Raw genomic sequence first — 18,662 nt, 5'->3', positions numbered from 1 at the left:
AATGACAGAAAAAAGACAATTAGCGGGGGATTTAACGAAAGTAGATGTTGGTTCAAAAGTTACCTTAAAAGGTTGGGTGCAAAAAAGGCGTGATCTAGGTGGCGTGATCTTTATCGATTTACGTGATCGATCAGGGCTGGTACAAGTCGTATTTAATCTTGAAACATCAGAAGAAGCACTTGAAATCGCAGAATCTGTTCGCAGTGAATACGTGTTAGAATTAGTAGGAAAAGTAGTACTGCGTGACCCATCAACAATTAATCCAAAGATGAAAACCGGAGATATTGAAGTGATTGTTGATGAAATAAGTATTCTGAATGAAGCGAAAAATCCTCCATTTACTGTGTTAGATGGAACAGATATTTCTGAAGATGTACGTTTGAAGTATCGCTATTTAGATTTACGAAGAGAATCGATGCAAGAGACTTTCCGTTTACGTCATCAAGCAGCTCAGGTGATGCGAAACTTTTTAAATGAAGAAGGTTATCTGGAAATGGAAACGCCAATGCTGACGAAAAGTACTCCTGAAGGTGCGCGCGACTATTTAGTTCCAAGTCGGGTCCATGCAGGACATTTTTATGCTTTACCACAGTCACCACAATTGTTTAAACAGTTAATCATGGTAGCTGGTTTTGAGCGTTATTACCAATTTGCCCGTTGCTTCCGTGATGAGGATTTACGAGCAGACCGTCAACCAGAATTCACGCAAATTGATATTGAAACCTCATTCATGACTAGTGATGAAATCATGGCGATGACAGAGAAAATGATTCAACGTTTGATGAAGGAAGTAAAAGGTGTGGATATTAATACACCATTGCCAAGAATTTCTTATGATGAGGCGATGAATCGCTATGGATCAGATAAACCAGATACGCGTTTTGATATGGAGTTAGTTGACGTATCTGAGTTGGTTAAGAATTCTGATTTTAAAGTTTTTGCAAGTGCTGTAACTTCTGGAGGGAAAGTTAGTGCAATTAACGTGAAGAATGAAGCCAATAATTTCTCAAGAAAAGATATTGATAAATTAACGGATTTTGTGAAAATTTATGGCGCAAAAGGCTTAGCATGGTTAAAGGTAGAAGAAGAAAATTTAAAGGGACCAATTGCGAAATTTTTCACGGAAGCGGATCAATTAGATCTAATCCATGCACTTGACGCTAGTGATTCAGATTTACTCTTGTTTGTCGCAGATGAGAAAAATGTGGTCTACGATAGCCTTGGTGCACTTCGATTGAAATTAGCGAAAGAATTAAATGTAATTGACGAGAGTCGCTTTCACTTTCTTTGGGTAACGGACTGGCCATTATTAGAATATGATAAAGACGCTGGTCGCTATTTCGCTGCGCACCATCCGTTTACAATGCCAGCAGATGAAGATGTAGAAAAACTAGCGACAAATCCTGATGAAGTAAAAGCAGCCGCATATGACCTTGTTTTAAATGGTTTTGAGCTGGGTGGAGGATCGTTACGGATTCACAAGAAAGATTTACAAGAAAAAATGTTTGAAGTATTAGGCTTTTCCAAAGAAGAGGCAACCGAACAATTTGATTTCTTGTTACAAGCATTAGAGTACGGTGCACCTCCTCACGGTGGAATCGCTTTGGGATTTGATCGGATGGTCATGTTATTAGCTGGAAAAACTAATTTGCGAGATACGATTTTGTTTCCAAAAACAGCTTCGGCAACTGATCCGTTAACTAACGCACCGGGAACGGTAAGTCAGGCACAATTGGACGAATTATCCTTGGGATTATCAGGAGAAGCACTAATCGTTAACGAAGAATAAAACGATGAAAGCATTTGCAAAAGCACTTGATAAATGAATCTGTTTATGCTAATATATAAACATAAGTTAATAAGGAATTATTAACGAAAACAACAATCAATCCTGATGTGTACGTTGTAATTATTAATGTTTTGACCGAACATTATAATTTCGGGAGCTTAAAGTTTCTGTATGGCTTGCATGCCTTACATAAGGAAGCAAAAGATATGGAACAGGGCACCCACCTGCTAAGAGCGGGTTCAAAACTTTCTATGAAGACGGCACGATCGGGATTAAAAAACAAATTTTAAAACAGCTAATTTTCATTTAATGAAAATTAGCTGTTTTTTCTCTGTCTAGGAAATCACACTAGCGTTGCATAAAATTATAGCGAAAAAGTCAACAACAAATTTTCGCTATAATACAGAATATTCAGAAAATATTTCTTGTGCAAAAAAATGAAAAAAGGATAAAGTGACATTATCGAAGGCGTCCTTTATTCATTTTTTTACATTATATTTCATTAATTGCTAACCTCTAAACGTTCCTTCTTCCACTTCTTTTAATGTTTCTCTAAATATTTGCTCATGATCATAAACCTTCCTACCTCCAGAGGATCGAGAAGGTGGCTTAAACAATTCCTTTTTACATGAAAGGTATCTATCTAAGCTGAATTTAGAAAGGTGTTTTTTTAGCACCAACAAGCTACCTTTATATAATAAATCAGCTTGTATTAATAGCGTTAAACAAAAGGAAATCATCGCCATATACACTTGATTATATACTGCATTGGGGCTTTTTCCATACATTGTTTTTAACACCATGTGCTGTTTCATCCACTTAAAAAAAAGCTCAATTTTCCAACGATCTCGATAAATAGTACTTACTTCCTCGGCTGATATTTTTGCATCATTCACAACAATTTGGATTTTATTTCCCTCGCTATCAACCGTTTCAATCAAACGGAGAGGGTGTTTCATTTTACCTAGAAAAACAATAGCTTCTCTTAGAATAGATGAGCTTTTGGATAGCTTAACCTCTTCTACTACCCGAATAAAGGTATTGTCCTTTATCCGTGTTGCAAACCGTATCCCTCGGGAACAAAGCATTTCGAAGACCTTAAAATCAAAATACCCTCGATCAAAAACATGAAAAGCACCTTGTACCTTTACTAAAAGAGGATCTAGTTGAGTCAAATCAGCAGGTCTTGCAGGTGTTATAATCAAATCATCTAAGTAAGTAATATCATCATAAAACACCACACGTGTATGTAGCTTTATTCCGGATGTATATCGATTCTTGGGCGCCCACGGATGTTCTTTAAGGCTTAAGGTAATCGTTGATGAATCGATCAAATGTAATTTTCTAAGTTTTTGATTTCCTTTACGAAGTCCATATTTTTGCCTTACCATTAGTATCAAGTGTCTTAGTAAGGCCTCAAAGATTTCAGGTGGAATGTCTCTTAACTTCCTAGATAATTGCGATTTACTAATCGAATCCAATCCTATTTCCTTTTGAATGTTCGGATCCTTGTTCAATTCAAAACTTATATCCGTCAAACTAGAAATTTGTTTTAATTGTGCATAAATAAATAACTTTACAAAAGGAACAACCCCAAGTTTTTTCACATATTTATCAATTTCAAATCGTTCTGCCAGTTTCATTAAAATACCCTCATCGATAGGATGAAGGTATTTATTAAACACGGTTTCTATGTTATGCTTGTCCATGGTATCTCCTTATAGTTGGGATTTGGACAGGACTTTGACCTTCCTCCTAATTATAAGGATTTTTTTAAAGAATTAAAAGACAAAATGTGGTATAAAAGTTATTTTATTCATAAAATGTAACGTTGACAAATGAAATATTTTTTTATGCAACGCTAGTGAGGAAATTATAAAAATTCGTTAGTTGTGGATAACTTTTCGGAACAGATATAGCCACGTCCAGCTCCGAGCGCCAAAAACTAGGTAACTTCACGAAGCAATCTACGATAAGTCATCATCTGTTCGCAAGCAAAACGTGATTCCTTTATCTCGATTGATTCGCTCCAGTTGCTACGCTTTTTAACCGGCGCTCTGCGCTTTTGTTCTTTTGTAATATTATAGTTCCGATGAAAAGGCTTTGGTGGAAAAACTTGATTAGCTCTATGTTTGGAGCAATTTTACTTTCTTTGATGTTCAAATGTGCACAAACAGCGTAATAAGTTAGTGCTTCTCGCCCGCTAAGTCAGAAAATGGGCTCCCTTTCCGTGGGGAAATATTTACTCGTCACATCGTAAATATTTGGCTGCGGAAAGAGCAACTCCTTTATTTCTGTAGCGATGGAGGAGGTTGCAATAAAACGACTCGTTAATGCGCATTTATCTAAAATAGCGCTAGTGAGTTTTTTTCCACCAACGCTATTTTATATGTTATCTAGCTACTTGTTCTAAATTTCCGTTTTTCTCCATCACAAAAGCAGGAGAATTGCTTTCTTCATCATCATTAAATACAACCATCTTTCTAGCTCTATCCATGATTTGTAAGAAGGTTTGATAGTCTTCTTGAACATTTTCTAACTGGTTTTCTAGTTTTTTAACATTCTTCTTTAATTGTTCATTTTGTTCCATTAGATGTTTGTGCTCTTGTTCTAAAGAAGTGAGAGAATGTTTTTTTTGCTCTGTTAATTTTAGATCTTTTTTCAATCCTTTTAAATAAGAGATTACTTGATCTATGTTTATTTCTTCTACTTTTTCTTCTGCGTGTGCTTTTTGTTCATTCATTGTTGAGAAGAATTCCTCCGCAGCGAACTCAGTATCCTTTTGATACGAATTACTGGTTAAGACATTGGTATTTGGAACTTCTCTTTCTTGGGCAGCCATTGCACGCTTTTTCTGCTTTCTTTGTCGTTTTGCGATCGAGATTGCTTGCTCATAACTTTGTCTTACTTCCGCATTCCAACGGAACCCACACGCAGCCGAAGTTCGATTCAATTGATCACCTACCTCTTCAAAGGCGTTAAGCTGTGTACTTCCTTCCCTAATATGTCTTAAAACCGTTTCTGCTAATAGTAGATCATCTTCATGTGACCATGCATCTTGTCTGACCTTCGCCAATTTGTTCACTCCTAATCGTACTTTTTTATTTAGTAGATTTGTATATCAACAAATCTCTTTGTAATACGTTTGTTTTTACTAGTATGTACGATAAGGGAAGAAACTATACATGACATATTATGAAATTAGTTAAGTTTATCATAGATTTGTTTTAACGTGCGTTCAAACTTACTCGTCTCTTTGGGTTGATAGTACTTTTTATCCTTTAATTTGTCCGGTAGATATTGTTGTTCTACCCATCCACCAGCATAATTGTGCGGATATTTGTAATCAACACCCCGACCAAGTTTACTTGCTCCTTGATAATGTGCATCTTTTAAGTGAAGAGGAATATCCCCAATGTTACCAGTTCGAATATCAGTGAGCGCTTGATCCAACGCAGAATACGCCGTATTTGATTTGGGTGATAATGCTAATTCTACAACGGCTACAGATAAGGGAATACGTGCTTCAGGAAAACCCACTCTTTCGGCAGCTTCTACTGCGTGCAATGCTCGAGGGCCAGCGTGGGGATTCGCAAGTCCAATATCTTCATAGGCAATGACAATCATTCGTCTTGCAATGCTTTCTAAATCTCCAGCTTCGATCAATCTTCCCAAATAATGAAGTGCAGCATTCACATCACTTCCACGAATAGATTTTTGAAAAGCGGACAACACATCATAATGTGCATCGCCATTTTTATCATGTGAAAAACTCTTTTTTTGCATACAGGCTTCAGCAACAGATAGATCGATTTCGATTTGTTGGCGGGTATTTTTTTTCGTTGAATATGCAGCTAATTCTAGTCCGTTTAATGCTGAGCGAAGATCGCCATTGGCAGATTGAGCAAAATGTTCCAGCGCATCTTCAGAGATAAGGATCGGTGTTTGACCAAGTCCATCCAATTCATCTGAAATTGCTCGATTAATGGCAATTTTGATATCGTCAGGAGTTAAGCTGTGAAGTTCAAATAAATGAACACGACTACGAATGGCTGGATTAATCGCATGATAAGGATTGCTTGTTGTACAACCAATTAACGTGATTAAATTACTTTCTACATGAGGCAAGAGAAAATCCTGTTTCGCTTTATCTAATCGATGAACTTCATCTAATATTAATACGAGTGTGCCAGACATTTTTGCTTCTTCTACTGCAATTTCCATGTCTTTTTTCTTATCAATGACGGCATTTAGTATTTTATATCGTAAGTTTAAGCTATTAGCTAAGGCGATTGCCATGGAGGTTTTTCCTGTTCCTGGAGGACCAAAAAGAATCATAGAAGATAGCCTTTCAGCAACAATCATCCGATGCAACATGTTACCTTCTCCAACCAAGTGTGTTTGACCAATAATGTCTTTAATGTGTTTTGGCCGCATGCGAAATGCGAGTGGTTTATGTACCATTGAAATAAACTCCTTTAATGATGGAAGTAGTATTTTACACTTGACGATTCGTTATCAAATCGATAAAATTATCTACATTTGACGATAAAGTACTAGTTTTTTGGAATGAATCAGTAATGAACATGTAACGTTCCTTTTTTTATCCCGGAGTAACGGACGCTAGTACCCCGAATGGTTCAAGGGCCTTTAGGTCATTCTTTAGGGCTAACAATCAATGGGGGAATAGCTAAAAACCCCCACTGATTGAAGTTTCACTTTATATAAAACTAGAAGATATATTGTTGAGATAGATTCAGAATTTGTGTGTCATTTTACGGTTGTTTCTTCCTATTAACTACTTTAATTATATCAAAAACAGACAATTTAGTCGAACGTTGGTTCGTTTTTTGATTAAAAAAAGCGATAGTAAAAGTGTCTTTGTTAAAAAGTGCCTCATCCTTCACTTGTTTATTAAGCTTATCGATATCCCCGGTACAATTGTCCGCAAAGACGCTCAGTTTTAAACACCGAGAAACCAACAAAGTGCTTCAGGACTAACAATCAGTCTGGGAATACCTAAAAACCCCCACTGATTGAAGTTTCACTTTATCCTTCTTTGAAGGTTGCCGTTTTGCACGTAACTCAGATAAAAATACAAGTAGTAACTTATTCATGCTATAATAATGAAAAATAATGATTGAAAAAGTAATCGGTATACCCGATTCGGTCTTATGCATAAGGGAGTGTTAGGTAATGAAAATCTCAACTAAAGGACGTTATGGTTTAACTATTATGATTGAACTAGCTAAACGTACAGGTGAAGGACCTGTTTCATTAAAAACAATTGCTCAAGAGAATGATCTTTCTGAGCATTATTTAGAACAATTGGTTCCCCCATTACGAAATGCAGGTTTAGTGAAAAGTGTACGCGGGGCTTATGGTGGCTATATGCTAGCAAAAGATGCGAAGGAAATTACTGCTGGTGATATCATTCGTGTCTTAGAAGGGCCGATTACACCTGTTGAAGGAATTGAAGATGAAGAGCCAGCGAAACAAGCGTTATGGATTCAAATTCGGGATGCAGTGAAGAATGTACTAGATACGACAACATTGGATGATCTCTCTACTTACGATCATGACGATGATAATAATGAACCTTATATGTTTTATATATAATCAGAGAAAGAAGGCGAAGGATCTATGGATGCGATCTACTTGGATCATGCGGCAACGACACCCATGCACCCAGACGTAGTAACAGCAATGGTAGAAGTGATGAACGAGACCTTTGGTAATTCATCGAGTATTCATCAATTTGGTCGTAGAGCTCGAGCGTTACTAGATCAGGCTAGAAGGTTTACTGCACAAACAATCCATGCAGATGAAAAAGAAATTATTTTTACAAGTGGTGGAACAGAAGCCGATAACTTAGCAGTGATTGGGACGGCTTATGCCAACCAAGAAAAAGGAAAGCATATTATCACAACGGAAATGGAACATCATGCTACTCTTCATGCTGCTAATTATTTGGAGGAACAGGGATTTGAAGTCACATACCTCCCAGTTAATGAAACGGGTAGAATCTCTCTAACAGATTTTGATGAAGCGTTACGTGAAGACACCATTCTAGTCTCTATGATGATGGTTAATAATGAGGTAGGGATCATTCAACCGATTGAACAGGTAGGGCAACGTTTGAAAGAACACCAAGCTTATTTTCACACGGATGCGGTACAAGCATATAGTCTACTGGATATCAATGTTCAACAATTAGGTGTTGATCTATTAACGGTTTCAGGGCACAAAATTAATGGTCCTAAAGGTGTTGGTTTTTTATATGCGAAAAGTAACGTAAGACTTCATCCGATTCAATACGGTGGTACACAAGAAAGAACAAGAAGACCAGGTACGGAAAACGTTGCGGCCATTGTAGGTTTTCACAGAGCAATGGAGCTAGCGTTTGAAGACCAATTGGTTCGGACAGAGAAATATCGAAAATATCAAACAGATTTTGTTCAGCGATTAAAGGATGCAGAGATCGACTTCTCGATAAATGGGGAATTAGAAGATATGGTACCAACGATTGTAAATATTAGTTTCCCTGGTGCGAATGTAGAATCTTTACTTATGAATCTAGACTTAGCAGGTATTGCCGCTTCTAGTGGTAGTGCGTGTACTGCGGGTTCTGTTGAGCCATCCCATGTGTTGACTGCTATGTATGGTTCAGACGATTTACGTGCAATGAATTCGATTCGTTTTAGTTTTGGGCTGGCAAATACAACAGAGCAAATAGAAATAGCTGCTGAGCGCGTCATCGAAGTTCTTCAGCGATTGGTCAGTAAATAAAGGATGCAAACAGGTATAACAAGGAAGGATAGTAAGGTGGTGAATGTGGTGAAAGAAAACAAAGATACACGAGTAGTTGTCGGGATGAGTGGTGGAGTTGATTCCTCGGTGACCGCATTATTATTGAAACAACAAGGTTATGAAGTAATCGGTATTTTCATGAAAAACTGGGATGATACTGATGAACATGGTGTATGTACTGCTACTGAGGATTTTGATGATGTTGTTCGCGTGTGTAACCAGTTAGATATTCCGTATTTTGCGGTTAATTTTGAAAAACAATATTGGGATAAAGTTTTCACGTATTTTCTTGATGAATATAAAGCAGGTCGGACACCTAACCCGGATGTTATGTGTAATAAGGAAATCAAGTTTAAGGCGTTTCTTGATCACACATTGTCCTTAGGAGCTGATTATGTTGCAACAGGTCACTATGCTCAAACGAGACTCGTAGATGGACAAGTACAACTTTTGCGTGGAGTAGACAGTAATAAAGATCAAACATACTTTTTAAACCAGTTATCAGCAGATGTATTGGAGAAAGTGATGTTTCCACTTGGACACCTACCAAAAAAAGAGGTGCGGAAAATCGCTGCGGAAAACCATTTGGTAACAGCGAATAAGAAAGACAGCACGGGCATTTGTTTTATTGGGGAACGTGATTTTAAAACGTTCCTAAGTGAGTATTTACCTGCACAGCCTGGAAGAATTCAAACAATGGATGGTGAAGATAAAGGGCAACATGAAGGATTGATGTACTATACGATTGGACAACGTCAAGGATTAGGTATTGGTGGTCCAGGCGGTCCATGGTTTGTCGTAGGGAAAAATTTACGAGAAAACATTTTATATGTAGGAGCAGGTTATGACAATCCCTATCTTTATTCGGATCGGTTAATCGCGGAAAAAGCAAATTGGATTAATGGTGTTCCAAAAGATACTTTGCATTGTACTGCGAAATTCCGTTATCGTCAAAAAGATAGCAAAGTAACTGTTACCGTTGCTGCTGATGATCGAGTGCATGTGGAATTTGATCAATTAGAACGATCCATTACGCCGGGTCAATCCGTTGTATTTTATCAAGGAGATGTATGTCTTGGTGGAGCAACGATTGATGAAATTTTTCTGGACAATAAAAAGTTGGATTATGTGGGATAAAGAAGATACAGAACTGAGTAGTACATAACAGTTCTGTATTTTCATGCCTTAAGGAAAGGATGCTATCGATGGATGAATTAACAAAAGGGATACAACAAATGGAACAAGAACATTATGAAGAAGCGGCGCTTAGTTTCCAGCAAGTGATTGAAAAAGAACCCTATAACCCAGATGGATATATTAATTTCGGAAATTTATTGGCACATTTAGGTGATGATGAGCGAGCGGAAGGTTTTTTTAAAAAAGCAATTTCAATTGATGAACATGCAGAAACAGCTTATTATGGATTAGCAAACATCTTATTTGAACAAGAAAAGTACAAGGATGCACAAAACATGTATCAAAAAGCATTGGATTCGGGTCTAGAAGAAAAAGATGTATTTTTCATGCTTGGGTTAAGTTTACAAAACCAACAGTTGGATGATTTAGCATTACCTTATTTTCAACGTGCAATAGAACTGGATCCTAATAACGGGGAAATATTGTTTCCGTATGCGTTAGCGCTTGGCCAAGCAGAACAATTAGCTGAAGCAATAGAGGTATTTAAACAAGTACTTGAACTTAACCCGAAACATAGTGATGCATGTTATAATTTAGCTATCGCGTTGTTATTTTCGGAGCAAACCGAAGAAGCACTTCGCTATCTTAATCAGACAATACAAATTCAACCAGATCATACACTCGCATTACATACACGGGAACAGGTGGAAGCGCTGATTGATCAATCGAAAGAGTAAAGGGGTTTACTAGCAATGGATGAAAGTTTGACGAATCAGGATGAAAATTATATAAAAGGTGAATTAATCCATATGATTTATTCCAATCAGGCGGAACATTTCTCCATTGCCAAAATAAAAGTACTTGAAACAACGGAAGATTATTCTGAATCGGAACTTGTTGTTAAAGGATATTTTAGTGAACTACTTTCTGGAGAGGTGTATGTTTTTCACGGGGAATTTCTGCAACATAAAAAATTCGGGCTTCAATATCAAGTAAGTCGTTATCAACGCTATTTACCAGATACAAAAGAAGGCTTAGTCGCATACTTATCGAGTGATTTGTTTCATGGAGTCGGGAAGAAAACGGCAGAGAGAATTGTAGATAAATTAGGGGAAACGGCTGTTTCAAAAATTTTAAATGATGCTTCTGTACTCGATGGAATTCAAGGGTTAAATAAAGAAAGAAAAAATAATTTTGTTGAGAAATTACAAGAGCATCAAGGGTTTGACAATGTAGTTATTCACCTTTCAAAGTATGGTATTGGATTAAAAATGATTCAGAAAATCTATCAAAACTATCAGGAGAATGCGATTGAGACACTACAAACCAATCCTTATCAATTTGTTTTTGATATTGAAGGTTTTGGATTTTATAGTGCGGATGAAATTGCCATTCAACATGGTTTGTCTATGGGTCATCCAACAAGATTACAAGCAGGTTGCTTGTTTAGTTTACAAGAATCGATGCAGGATGGACATGTTTATTTACCGCTACCCATGGTGATTGAGAAGACGAATGTGTTATTGAAAGCGGCACGACATCAAATTTCCCCTGAACAGTTAAATACAGAGTTAGCTACACTACATAAAAGAAAACAAGTGATTATTGATGAAGATCGTGTTTATTTACCAACTAGTTATTATGCGGAGAGTGGTTTTTGCACGCAGATAAAACGACTTGTTGAACAACCATTTGAAGAAGAAGTTGTCGATGCCGAATTAATGAAAATCGTTGGTGAGATCGAAGAAGAAGAAGTACTTAGTTATGGGAAAGAGCAATTTTTAGCAATTGAAACAGCACTTACGAATAAAGTAATGATTTTAACCGGAGGGCCGGGAACAGGAAAAACTACGGTTATTAAAGGGATTATTCGTGCATATAGCGAACTGTATGATTTGTCATTAAACCTCGCAGATTATGATAGCCAATCAAAGTTCCCGTTTGTTCTAACTGCACCAACAGGTAGAGCCGCAAAACGGATCACTGAATCGACTGGTTTACCTGCAAAAACTATTCATCGTTTATTAGGTTGGGATGGAAACGAAGGATTTGAGAAAGACGAAAACAACCAATTATCGGGAAGTTTGCTAGTTATTGATGAATTTTCTATGGTTGACGTCTTTCTCGCAAATCAATTGTTTAAAGCCATTCCCAATGATATGCAAGTGTTAATTGTTGGTGATGAGGATCAACTGCCTTCCGTTGGCCCTGGACAAGTACTTGCTGATTTACTTTACAGTCAACGAATTAAAGCGGTGAAATTAGATGAAGTGTATCGACAAAAAGAGGGTTCACAAATCATTCAGTTAGCTCATGAAATTAAACAAGATAAAGTCCATGTTGACTCACTCGTTAAAGCAAATGATTTTAATTTTATCCCATGCTCAGAAAGCCAACTTGTTGACATTATCAATCAAATAGTAATGAAGGCACAGCAAAAAGGGGTAGAGTTAAAAGATATCCAAGTACTTGCTCCGATGTACCGAACGGATGTCGGGATTCACCGATTAAATAAAGAAATTCAAGAAATCGTTAATCCAAAACGTAAAGATGTTCGAGAATTGCGAACCAAGGATGCTGTATTCCGAAATGGTGATAAGGTGATTCAGTTAGTTAACCAACCGGAAGATGGAGTTTTTAATGGGGATATTGGTCAAATAACCGCAATTTTTCGAGAGAATGAGAATGTTGACCAAGAAGAACAAGTAGTTGTAACATATGATGAGAATGATGTGGTATACAATCGAAAAGAGTTAATGAATATCATGCATGCATATTGTATCTCGATTCATAAATCACAAGGTAGCGAGTTTCCGATTATTATCTTGCCAGTTGTTACAAATTTTCGGAGGATGTTACGAAAAAATCTGTTGTACACCGCAGTAACGCGAGCGAAGAAATCTTTAATCATTTGTGGAGATAAACAAGCGTTTATGACAGGTATTAGAGAAGTAGATACAAATAAACGTTTCACAGATTTAGCAAGAAAAATAACGATGATATTAGAAAATGAAGCATATGCGAAAAAAATAGAGGAAGAAGCAGAAGAAGAGGAAGCATTATCTCCTTATGATTTCTTATCATAATAACGATGAAATGCTTGTGAACAGTAGAACTTGACTTCGGTTTTTACGTAAATAAATTCGACAGCTGATCTTTCATGATTATCTGTCGTTTTTCATTTTTGTTCCTAGTGAACCGACTCTGGATAGCTAATCTTGCCTAGGTTAGGGGCGGAAAACGAGGCAAACCTCGTCAAGATGACAGATCTTGCCTAGGTTTAGGTAAAGAAAGCCACTAACCTCGTCGAGATAGCCGATCTTGCCTAGGTTTAGAGCTGTAACCTCGTCGAAACACGCACATACGCCTAGGTTGGATCCAAAAAAGAGCTGTAACCTCGTCGAAACACGCACATACGCCTAGGTTGGATCCAAAAAAGAGCTGTAACCTCGTCGAAACACGCACATACGCCTAGGTTGGATCCAAAAAAGAGCAGTAACCTCGTCGAAACACGCACATACACCTAGGTTGGACCCAAAAAGAGCAACAACCTCGTCGAAACACGCACATACGCCTAGGTTGGATCCAAAAAAGAGCTGTAACCTCGTCGAAACACGCACATACGCCTAGGTTGGACCCTGAAAAGAGCTGTAACCTCGTCGAATCGCTCTCTTAAACCTAGATTCGTTCCTGCACAGCAAATGTGTGTAAATAGAATCTAACTGAGTGAGTTTATGGATACTTGGTCATAACGGCGATTATTTTTCTAAATGTGCTTTTTCTTATTTCTTATAAATTAATCTAAAATAAGTAACTTTTTCATGTGATTTTAGGTTTAAGATTGACTTGGTCTACCAATAATATGAATATCATTGGTAGAAAGGAAGAAAAGTGATGCGCTGTCCAAATTGTAAATCAAATAATATAGGGAAAATTGCCAACCGCCACTTTTATTGCTGGAATTGTTATATTGAATTAAAAGAGGATAATGAAGTGCTTACCATGTACGAAGTGGATTTAGATGGTACATTAATGTCATTGGATGATTTATTTAGTGAAGAAGAAAGAAGATTAGAAGGATGAAGAACAACTTAAACAGAAAGTCGGAGTATCCCAATCGTGGAACGTGATAAATTAAAAGACAGACTTGGCTACTTATTGCTAGGTATTTTATTTTTATTATTCTGTTATCTATTAACTAGGGTATTTCCTTTTTACGCCAGTATTTTCCGGTCAGCTTTACGTATTATCCTGCCGTTTATTGTTTCGGTTTTTGCAGCGTACCTACTTCATCCGGTTGTGGAAAAACTGAATGACTTTCATATTCCACGTTGGCTAGCGATTGTGATGATCTACCTGTTAATTATTGCTGGGATTGGCTTACTTGTTTACTATGCCTATCCTGCATTACTTAGCCAAGGAAAAGAATTACAAAACCAATTGCCAGAACTAATCCAAACTTATCGTGAAGTAGTTTCTGACATTTATCAAGCAACGTCTTTTTTACCTGAAACCATTCATGATCGAATGGATCAATTGTTTAATCAATTGGAAGAAGCAAGTGGTTCGTGGATTACAAATAGTTTTAACAAGGTAACCCATCTTTTTGATTATATCATCCTTCTTGCGGTTATTCCTGTACTACTGTTTTATTTTTTGAAAGATTTTCAAATCATTAAAAAAGCCACATTAGGCCTTATCCCACCCAAACATAAAAATAATAGTCAAGCCCTCATCCATGCTATTGATGAGAGCTTAGGAAACTATATCCGAGGTCAGGTCATTGTGTGTTTCTTTGTGTTTCTTACAACATACATCGTATATTTACTAATAGATATGAAGTATCCACTAGTTCTTGCTATCGTTATGGGGGTAATGAACATTATCCCTTATTTTGGGCCAATAATTGGTGCAGTCCCAGCGGTGATCATTGCAGTTACAGTTTCGATGAAACAGGTAATCTATGTTTTAATTGGTGTAATTGTTGTTCAATTAATTGAAAGTAATTTACTTTCACCATATATTGTGGGAAAAAGTGTTCACATTCATCCGATTATTATTATTTTTGCTTTACTGGTGGGGAGTGAGATTGCCGGAATTATAGGTATGATTTTTGCAGTGCCTGTGATCGCTGTCATCCACGTAATTATTAAGAAAAGTCGATCATTCTCATCAAAAGATTGACAGATAATGAATTCTTCACTATAATATCGAGGCATAGTAATATAGGATAAAACAACGATAAACATCAGTATGTAACAGACCCATTTGAAGAGAGGGATTTCCTAGGCTGGAAGAAATTCTAAATGAAGGGTTACAGAAGCTCGTTTAGAGTGTAGTTTAATCACTACCGATCACACATCGTTACAGTGTATGAAGGTGATGAACAGTAATTGTTCATAATCAGGGTGGTACCGCGATTTTAACTCTCGTCCCTGCAATATCTGCAGAGGTGGGGGTTTTTTTGTGTTCAAATAATATCAAGTGAATAGGAGAGGTTTACTGATGAAACAGTTAACATCAGCAGAAGTAAGACAAATGTACTTAGATTTTTTTCAAGAAAAAGGACATCGTGTTGAGCCTAGTGCATCACTTGTACCAAAAGATGATCCAACCTTACTTTGGATAAACAGTGGGGTAGCAACATTAAAAAAATATTTTGATGGTCGGGTAATCCCTGAAAATCCTCGGATTGTAAATGCCCAAAAATCAATCCGAACTAACGATATTGAGAATGTAGGTTATACAGCAAGGCACCATACATTTTTTGAAATGTTAGGGAATTTTTCGATCGGTGAATATTTTAAAGGAGAAGCTATTACATGGGCGTGGGAATTTCTAACAGATGGAAAATGGATAGGATTTGATTCAGAGAAACTTTCGGTAACTGTTCATCCCGAAGACGATGAAGCTTATAACTATTGGAAAAATAATATCGGTTTGCCCGAAGAGCGAATTATTCGTCTAGAAGAAAATTTTTGGGATATTGGAGAAGGACCGAGCGGACCGAACACAGAAATTTTTTATGACCGAGGAGAGAGATATGGCAATGATCCAAATGATCCAGAGCTATATCCAGGCGGAGAGAATGATCGGTATTTAGAAATATGGAACCTTGTTTTTTCTCAATTTAATCATAATCCAGATGACACGTATACACCATTGCCTAAGAAAAACATTGATACGGGAATGGGATTAGAGAGAATAGTGTGTGTGATTCAAGATACACCAACGAATTTCGAAACAGATCTATTTTTGCCACTAATTAAAGAAGTAGAAAAACTTGCAAAAGTAAAATATGGAGAAGATAAACAGACAGATGTTGCATTTAAAGTAATTGCTGACCATATCCGGACAGTATCTTTTGCAGTTTCTGATGGGGCATTGCCATCAAATGAAGGAAGAGGATATGTATTACGCCGTTTATTACGTCGTGCGGTCCGTTTTGCAAAACAGATTGGAATTGAAAAACCATTTATGTATACGCTAGTAGAAAAAGTTGCTAAAATTATGGAGGCTTTTTATCCAGACGTAATGAAAAAACAAGCTTTTATAGCGGAGGTTATTCAAACAGAAGAAGAACGTTTCCATGAAACGCTAAATGAAGGTTTAGTTATGTTAGAAGCAATTTTAGAAAAAGAAAAACAAGAAAATAGAACTGTTTTTCCAGGTGCGGAAGTGTTTCGTCTGTATGATACGTATGGTTTTCCAAAAGAACTAACGGAAGAATATGTAGCAGAAGCGGGATTCACCATTGACGAAGCAGGCTTTGAAGCAGAAATGAAAGCACAACGTGAAAGAGCTCGTAATGCTCGTCAAAAAGTGGATTCCATGCAGGTGCAAGATAGTATTTATAGTGAGCTAGCATCAGAGAGTATTTTTGTTGGATATGACAAACACGAGATAGAAACAACTATAGAAGCGATTATTCAAGGTAAGCAATTTGTCGATCAATCGACAGAAAATGAATGTTACGTTGTTTTAAAGGAGACACCGTTTTATGCAGAAAGCGGTGGACAAATTGCTGATCAAGGGTGGCTATATTCCAAAGAAGCGGAAGTAAGGGTAGAAGAAGTTCAAAAAGCTCCAAAAGGACAGCATTTGCATCGTGTAACCGTGCAAAACGCGAGTATACGTGTAGGTGATACGGTCAAAGCAGTGGTGGATTCGTCGTCACGTGTAGCAGTGGAGAAAAACCACACTGCAACGCACTTGTTACATCAAGCACTAAAAGATGTGTTGGGGGATCATGTGAATCAAGCGGGATCTCTTGTGGGTACAGACCGATTGCGTTTCGACTTTTCACACTTCCATGCAATCGAGGAAAAAGAGCTTAAGGAAATCGAAAGAATTGTAAATGAAAAGATATGGGCATCTTTACAGGTTTCCATTGACTACTACCCTATTGAAGAAGCAAAAGAAATGGGAGCGATGGCACTTTTCGGTGAGAAATATGGGGATGTTGTTCGTGTTGTTCAACTTAATGATTATAGTTTAGAGCTGTGTGGTGGATGCCATGTGCGCAATACAGCAGAAATTGGTCTATTCAAGATTACTAGTGAATCAGGAATTGGGGCAGGAACGCGCAGAATTGAAGCTACAACCGGAAAAGGTGCATATTTGTATACAAATCAACAACAACAGACATTGCAAGAAGCGGCGAAACTATTAAAGGTATCTTTGGATAATGTTCCGGAACGGATTGAAGGCTTATTCCAAGAGGTTAAGGTGCTTCATAAAGATAAAGAGTCACTTAATCAAAAACTTTCTAATTTAGAAGCAGCTTCCATTTTGGATAAAGTAGAAACAATAAATGGGGTATCTGTTTTAGCAGAAAAAGTAGATGTAAGTGACATGAATCAGTTAAGATCAATGGTAGATGATTTAAAACAAAAGTTAGAATCAGGTATCATTTTACTTGGTGCAGTGAATAATGGAAAAGTGCAACTTGCCGCTGGTGTATCAAAAGACCTAATCGAACAGGGATATCATGCCGGTAAATTAATTAAAGAAACAGCAAGTCGCTGTGGTGGTGGTGGAGGTGGCCGTCCGGATATGGCTCAAGCAGGTGGGAAAAACCCAGAGCAACTTCCAACAGCACTTACCCATGCAAAAACATTTATTTCATCGATTGGTTAACTTGTTATTTGTTAGCTTTTAAAGGTATAATAGGAAATATATACGATAACTAACACAAAATATTATGGTAAAGGCGAGGTGTAAAGCATGGATTCGATGGATAAAACCATGAAATTTGACTTTTCAGAAGATCCTTTTGAAGAAAATGTGAATGATGTGCTACTTACAGTTTATGAAGCATTACAAGAAAAAGGTTATCATCCAATTAATCAAATTGTTGGTTATTTACTATCAGGAGATCCGGCCTACATTCCTCGATATAAGGATGCTCGGAACTTAATTAGAAGAATAGACCGCGACGAATTAATTGAGGAGTTAGTCAAGTATTATATTAAGCAACATAAAGAGGGCTAGTATGAAAAAAATGGCATTGGATGTTGGTTCCAAAACAATTGGCGTAGCTGTTAGTGACGCTTTTGGTTGGACTGCACAAGGATTAACAACGGTTATCTGGGATGAACAAGATTTTCAAACAGCAAAACCGGATTTAGCCAAAATCATTTCTGAACATGATATTTCGGAAATTGTAGTAGGGTTACCAAAACATATGAATGGATCGATTGGTGAACGAGGGGAAGCTTCCCAGAGATTTGCCGCTTATTTAGAAGCCGAATTTGGGCTGAAGACGGTCTTGTGGGACGAGCGTTTGTCTACAATGGCTGCAGAACGTGTGTTAATAGAAGCCGATGTTAGTAGAGGAAAACGCAAGAAAGTTATTGATAAAATGGCAGCAGTGATGATCTTACAAGGGTATTTAGATTCTCAATCGCACTCATATTGACTTAGG

General features: G+C 37.2%; 14 protein-coding genes, 1 other RNA gene and 1 other annotated feature. Of the genes, 12 read left to right on the top strand and 3 right to left on the bottom strand.

The window, feature by feature from the left end; all coding sequences use genetic code 11:
• Position 1: 1 nt before the first annotated feature.
• Both aspS and ssrS read left to right on the top strand, forming a co-directional pair.
• Entirely contained in the window at positions 2 to 1,789 is a 1,788-nt protein-coding gene (gene aspS, locus OWO01_RS03870) for an aspartate--tRNA ligase (RefSeq protein ID WP_268779118.1), read from the top strand.
• Positions 1,790 to 1,885: 96 nt separating this feature from the next.
• A non-coding RNA gene (ssrS, locus tag OWO01_RS03865) (6S RNA) lies at positions 1,886 to 2,066 on the top strand.
• Between the two features lie 232 nt (positions 2,067 to 2,298).
• On the opposite strand, the gene OWO01_RS03860 is transcribed toward ssrS, so the two are convergent.
• The 3 genes from OWO01_RS03860 to OWO01_RS03850 form a co-directional block, all read right to left on the bottom strand.
• The gene (locus OWO01_RS03860; RefSeq protein WP_268779117.1) at positions 2,299 to 3,498 is read right to left on the bottom strand and encodes an IS4 family transposase; all 1,200 of its coding nucleotides are present in this window, start codon (positions 3,496 to 3,498) and stop codon (positions 2,299 to 2,301) included.
• 683 nt (positions 3,499 to 4,181) lie between these two features.
• Complete coding sequence (locus OWO01_RS03855) at positions 4,182 to 4,865, bottom strand: RsfA family transcriptional regulator (protein ID WP_268779116.1); 684 nt, start codon at positions 4,863 to 4,865, stop codon at positions 4,182 to 4,184.
• Positions 4,866 to 4,990: 125 nt separating this feature from the next.
• Positions 4,991 to 6,253, bottom strand: coding sequence for a replication-associated recombination protein A (locus tag OWO01_RS03850; RefSeq protein ID WP_268779115.1), 1,263 nt, complete (start codon positions 6,251 to 6,253; stop codon positions 4,991 to 4,993).
• Between the two features lie 732 nt (positions 6,254 to 6,985).
• Between OWO01_RS03850 and cymR the strand changes: the two genes are divergently transcribed.
• The 10 genes from cymR to ruvX all read left to right on the top strand — a co-directional run bounded on the left by cymR (position 6,986) and on the right by ruvX (position 18,656).
• Positions 6,986 to 7,408 carry a cysteine metabolism transcriptional regulator CymR gene (gene cymR, locus OWO01_RS03845; RefSeq protein ID WP_268779114.1) on the top strand — a complete coding sequence of 141 codons (423 nt, stop codon included), beginning with the start codon at positions 6,986 to 6,988 and terminating at the stop codon, positions 7,406 to 7,408.
• 24 nt (positions 7,409 to 7,432) lie between these two features.
• Entirely contained in the window at positions 7,433 to 8,578 is a 1,146-nt protein-coding gene (locus OWO01_RS03840) for a cysteine desulfurase family protein (protein WP_268779113.1), read from the top strand.
• A gap of 3 nt (positions 8,579 to 8,581) precedes the next feature.
• A complete protein-coding gene (gene mnmA, locus OWO01_RS03835) occupies positions 8,582 to 9,736 on the top strand; it encodes a tRNA 2-thiouridine(34) synthase MnmA (RefSeq protein ID WP_268779112.1) in 1,155 nt (384 codons plus the stop codon).
• Positions 9,737 to 9,804: 68 nt separating this feature from the next.
• The gene (locus OWO01_RS03830) at positions 9,805 to 10,473 is read left to right on the top strand and encodes a tetratricopeptide repeat protein (RefSeq protein WP_268779111.1); all 669 of its coding nucleotides are present in this window, start codon (positions 9,805 to 9,807) and stop codon (positions 10,471 to 10,473) included.
• Positions 10,474 to 10,488: 15 nt separating this feature from the next.
• Positions 10,489 to 12,822, top strand: coding sequence for an SF1B family DNA helicase RecD2 (gene recD2, locus OWO01_RS03825; RefSeq protein ID WP_268779110.1), 2,334 nt, complete (start codon positions 10,489 to 10,491; stop codon positions 12,820 to 12,822).
• Positions 12,823 to 13,630: 808 nt separating this feature from the next.
• Positions 13,631 to 13,819 (top strand): hypothetical protein, encoded by a 189-nt coding sequence (locus OWO01_RS03820; protein WP_272505988.1) that lies wholly within the window; start codon positions 13,631 to 13,633, stop codon positions 13,817 to 13,819.
• A gap of 36 nt (positions 13,820 to 13,855) precedes the next feature.
• Entirely contained in the window at positions 13,856 to 14,920 is a 1,065-nt protein-coding gene (locus tag OWO01_RS03815) for an AI-2E family transporter (RefSeq protein ID WP_268779108.1), read from the top strand.
• Between the two features lie 45 nt (positions 14,921 to 14,965).
• Positions 14,966 to 15,176 (top strand) — a binding site (T-box leader).
• A gap of 65 nt (positions 15,177 to 15,241) precedes the next feature.
• The gene (alaS, locus tag OWO01_RS03810; protein WP_268779107.1) at positions 15,242 to 17,875 is read left to right on the top strand and encodes an alanine--tRNA ligase; all 2,634 of its coding nucleotides are present in this window, start codon (positions 15,242 to 15,244) and stop codon (positions 17,873 to 17,875) included.
• 87 nt (positions 17,876 to 17,962) lie between these two features.
• Complete coding sequence (locus tag OWO01_RS03805; RefSeq protein ID WP_268779106.1) at positions 17,963 to 18,229, top strand: IreB family regulatory phosphoprotein; 267 nt, start codon at positions 17,963 to 17,965, stop codon at positions 18,227 to 18,229.
• 1 nt (position 18,230) lies between these two features.
• A complete protein-coding gene (gene ruvX / locus OWO01_RS03800; RefSeq protein ID WP_268779105.1) occupies positions 18,231 to 18,656 on the top strand; it encodes a Holliday junction resolvase RuvX in 426 nt (141 codons plus the stop codon).
• Positions 18,657 to 18,662: the final 6 nt, after the last annotated feature.

The organism is Natronobacillus azotifigens (assembly GCF_026805325.1).
In the GTDB taxonomy this organism is placed as follows: domain Bacteria; phylum Bacillota; class Bacilli; order Bacillales; family Amphibacillaceae; genus Natronobacillus; species Natronobacillus azotifigens.
Note: the sequence above shows the minus strand (reverse complement) of the source record. Positions and strands in the feature narration are given on the sequence as shown.

What these genes read in the sequence shown, in the direction of transcription:
- OWO01_RS03805 (WP_268779106.1), top strand. Translation starts at nt 17,963, where the DNA reads ATGGATTCGATGGATAAAACCATGAAATTTGACTTTTCAGAAGATCCT.
- mnmA (WP_268779112.1), top strand. Translation starts at nt 8,582, where the DNA reads ATGCAAACAGGTATAACAAGGAAGGATAGTAAGGTGGTGAATGTGGTG.
- OWO01_RS03820 (WP_272505988.1), top strand. Translation starts at nt 13,631, where the DNA reads ATGCGCTGTCCAAATTGTAAATCAAATAATATAGGGAAAATTGCCAAC.
- OWO01_RS03850 (WP_268779115.1), bottom strand. Translation starts at nt 6,253, where the DNA reads ATGGTACATAAACCACTCGCATTTCGCATGCGGCCAAAACACATTAAA.
- recD2 (WP_268779110.1), top strand. Translation starts at nt 10,489, where the DNA reads ATGGATGAAAGTTTGACGAATCAGGATGAAAATTATATAAAAGGTGAA.
- alaS (WP_268779107.1), top strand. Translation starts at nt 15,242, where the DNA reads ATGAAACAGTTAACATCAGCAGAAGTAAGACAAATGTACTTAGATTTT.
- OWO01_RS03840 (WP_268779113.1), top strand. Translation starts at nt 7,433, where the DNA reads ATGGATGCGATCTACTTGGATCATGCGGCAACGACACCCATGCACCCA.
- OWO01_RS03830 (WP_268779111.1), top strand. Translation starts at nt 9,805, where the DNA reads ATGGATGAATTAACAAAAGGGATACAACAAATGGAACAAGAACATTAT.
- cymR (WP_268779114.1), top strand. Translation starts at nt 6,986, where the DNA reads ATGAAAATCTCAACTAAAGGACGTTATGGTTTAACTATTATGATTGAA.
- ruvX (WP_268779105.1), top strand. Translation starts at nt 18,231, where the DNA reads ATGAAAAAAATGGCATTGGATGTTGGTTCCAAAACAATTGGCGTAGCT.
- OWO01_RS03860 (WP_268779117.1), bottom strand. Translation starts at nt 3,498, where the DNA reads ATGGACAAGCATAACATAGAAACCGTGTTTAATAAATACCTTCATCCT.
- aspS (WP_268779118.1), top strand. Translation starts at nt 2, where the DNA reads ATGACAGAAAAAAGACAATTAGCGGGGGATTTAACGAAAGTAGATGTT.